The organism is Cellulomonas algicola, assembly GCF_003851725.1.
Lineage (GTDB): Bacteria > Actinomycetota > Actinomycetes > Actinomycetales > Cellulomonadaceae > Cellulomonas > Cellulomonas algicola.
Genome location: NZ_BHYL01000416.1, coordinates 1 through 2,272, shown reverse-complemented (window position 1 = coordinate 2,272; position 2,272 = coordinate 1). Strand labels below are relative to the sequence as shown.

The window sequence follows — 2,272 nt, the reverse complement described above, 5'->3', positions numbered from 1 at the left end:
CGCTCGACGACGCCGGCCACGCCGGGTCCTCGGCGGGCTGGACCCCGACGCGCGGGAGCGAGCCTGCGTCCGGCGGCACGCACGGAGCCCCGGGCCGGGCCGGCGGACCCGCGGGCCCGTCCGGGTCGGCGGCACCCCTCTCGGGGGCCGTGCCGGTGGTCGGAGCGGGCGGTGCGGCAGGCCGACCGACGGGTGGCGCGCACGGGATCGTGCTCGTCGCGGACGACGGCGAGCGGCTGCTGGTCACCGGTCTCACGCTGATCGGGCGCAACCCCGAGCCGCGTCCCGGCGAGGTCGTCGCCGGGCTGGTCCCGATGATCGACATGACCCGGTCGGTGTCGAAGACGCACGCGTCGGTCCGCTGGGACGGCGCGACGCTGTGGGTCGCCGACCGCGGGTCCACGAACGGCACGGCGCTGGTGCGCCCGGGTGCGCAGCCCCTGCGGCTCGGCACGGCGACGGAGGAAGAGGCCCCGGTGGGCTCCCAGCTGCGGCTCGGGGAGCGCGTGTTCCGCGTGGAGGCGACGGCATGACGGTTCCGCACCCGGCGCTGGACGCGCGCGCGGGCGAGGTCCTGGTGACGGAGACGCGCGCCGAGGTCGCGTACCTCAGCGAGACGCGCGCCGACCTGCTGGTGCGTGCGCGCGCCGACGGGCGGCGGGTCGCGCTCGTGAGCGACGAGGTGACGCGGCTGTCGTACCCGATGCGCGAGGCGCTGCGGGACTCGGGCGGCGCGTGGGTCGTGCGCGGGATCGACGGCACGCTGCGCGACGGGTCCGACGGGCGTCGGCTGTCGTCGGTCGGCGAGATCGCCACGCGCGGGCCGATCACGGCCGCCGAGGACGTCGCCGTGCGGTTCCTGCGCCCCGTCGCGCCGCAGTCGGTGCAGCTCGTCGTGTCGCAGGCCGTGCGGCACCGCGCGACGGTCGACACACAGCTCGGCGGCACGGCCGAGCTGTTCGCCGAGGACCTGACGGGTGCGGCCCCGAGCGGCTGGGGTGCGCACGAGCCCGCCGTCGTCGCGTGGGACCGCGCGCGGCTGACCGAGCTCGCGCGGAACCGGATGCCGGAGGAGACGACGGTCGTCGTGGCGGGGACGCCCGAGCGGCCGCTCGTCGGCACGATCCGCACGACCCGCACCGAGCACGGCCTGGAGGAGACGACGCAGCTCGTCGTCGGCGTCGGCGCACCGGGCAGCCCGCAGGCGCGCGCCGCGATCGACGCGCTCCCCGGCACGTTCGAGCGGCTCGCGACGCGCAGCATGCCGCTGTTCGGCCTCGTCATGGGCCGGCAGGGCCGCCGCGACCTCACGTTCCCGTCCGTCCTCGAGGCGCCGCCCGTGCCCCTCGGCATGCTCGTCGGCCCGCCCGGCGTCCGCGACCTCGGCCTGCCGGTCGACGAGCTCGTGCGGACCCTCGGCGCGCGCGTCGTCGGACGGCCGCGCGTCCCCGGCCTCTACTTCCCGCTCGGCACGCTCGAGCGCGACGGCTGGCAGGCCTTCGACGAGGTGCTGCGGGCGATCGGCCACGACCGGGTCCGGGAGGCGCTCGGTGCCCCGCGCGGACCGTGGGAGGGGGTGCTCGATGGCCCGCGACCCTGATGCCGTCCTCCTGGAGTCCGTGCGCGTCCACCGGGCGCGGCTGCGCGCCGCGTTCCTGCACGGCGACCTGCGCGACCGGCGGACCACCAACGACAACGTGCGGCGGTTCGTCGGGAGCGTCGTCGTGGCCGCCCTCGCGTGCGCGGGCTGCGCGGGGTACTCGTTCGTCCAGGCGAACAGCGGGTCCCTGCGCGGAGGTACGTCGAGCCCGCAGTCGACGATCGGAACGACACCGTGAGCACCTTCACCCGGCTGACCCTGGTCGGCGCGGAGCGTCGCGCCGAGGTCGTCGTGCCGTCCGACGAAGGCGTCGCCGCGATGCTCCCGCAGCTGCTCGAGCTGCTCGGCGAGTCGCCGCGGCTCGCGCCGCAGGCCGTCGCGCTGGTCCGGGTCACGGGCGACCAGGTCGACCTCGCGCTCGACCCCGCGTCGCAGGGGCTGCTGGACGGCGAGGTGCTGCGCGTCGTCCGCGCCGCGGCCGCGCCGCCGCCTGCGGAGGTCGCCGACGTGACCGACGCGGCCGCGGAGGAGCTCCGCGTGCGGACCGACCGGTGGTCGGCGTCGTCGCGCCGCGTGCTGGCGGCCGTCGTCGTCGGGCTCGCGACGGCGGCGACCATCGTCGCCGTGCCGCTCGTCGAGCAGGCCGTCGCGGGCGCTGCCGCGGTCGCGGTC

The 2,272-nt window shown here is 77.6% G+C and carries 4 protein-coding genes; all 4 read left to right on the top strand.

Annotated features, from left to right (window positions below):
• Positions 1 to 533, top strand: a 533-nt coding sequence (locus CTKZ_RS20220) for an FHA domain-containing protein (protein WP_210766404.1), incomplete at its 5' end; no start/stop codon positions are given.
• Positions 530 to 1,600 (top strand): DUF6177 family protein, encoded by a 1,071-nt coding sequence (locus tag CTKZ_RS20215; RefSeq protein ID WP_124344586.1) that lies wholly within the window; start codon positions 530 to 532, stop codon positions 1,598 to 1,600. The genes CTKZ_RS20220 and CTKZ_RS20215, both read left to right, overlap by 4 nt.
• Positions 1,584 to 1,838: a hypothetical protein gene (locus CTKZ_RS20210; protein WP_200829854.1), complete on the top strand. Its 255-nt coding sequence runs from the start codon at positions 1,584 to 1,586 to the stop codon at positions 1,836 to 1,838. The genes CTKZ_RS20215 and CTKZ_RS20210 overlap by 17 nt, the downstream gene beginning before the upstream one ends.
• Positions 1,835 to 2,272: EsaB/YukD family protein (locus CTKZ_RS20205; RefSeq protein WP_200829853.1), on the top strand; the 438-nt coding region annotated here is incomplete at its 3' end. The genes CTKZ_RS20210 and CTKZ_RS20205, both read left to right, overlap by 4 nt.

What these genes read in the sequence shown, in the direction of transcription:
- CTKZ_RS20215 (WP_124344586.1), top strand. Translation starts at nt 530, where the DNA reads ATGACGGTTCCGCACCCGGCGCTGGACGCGCGCGCGGGCGAGGTCCTG.
- CTKZ_RS20210 (WP_200829854.1), top strand. Translation starts at nt 1,584, where the DNA reads ATGGCCCGCGACCCTGATGCCGTCCTCCTGGAGTCCGTGCGCGTCCAC.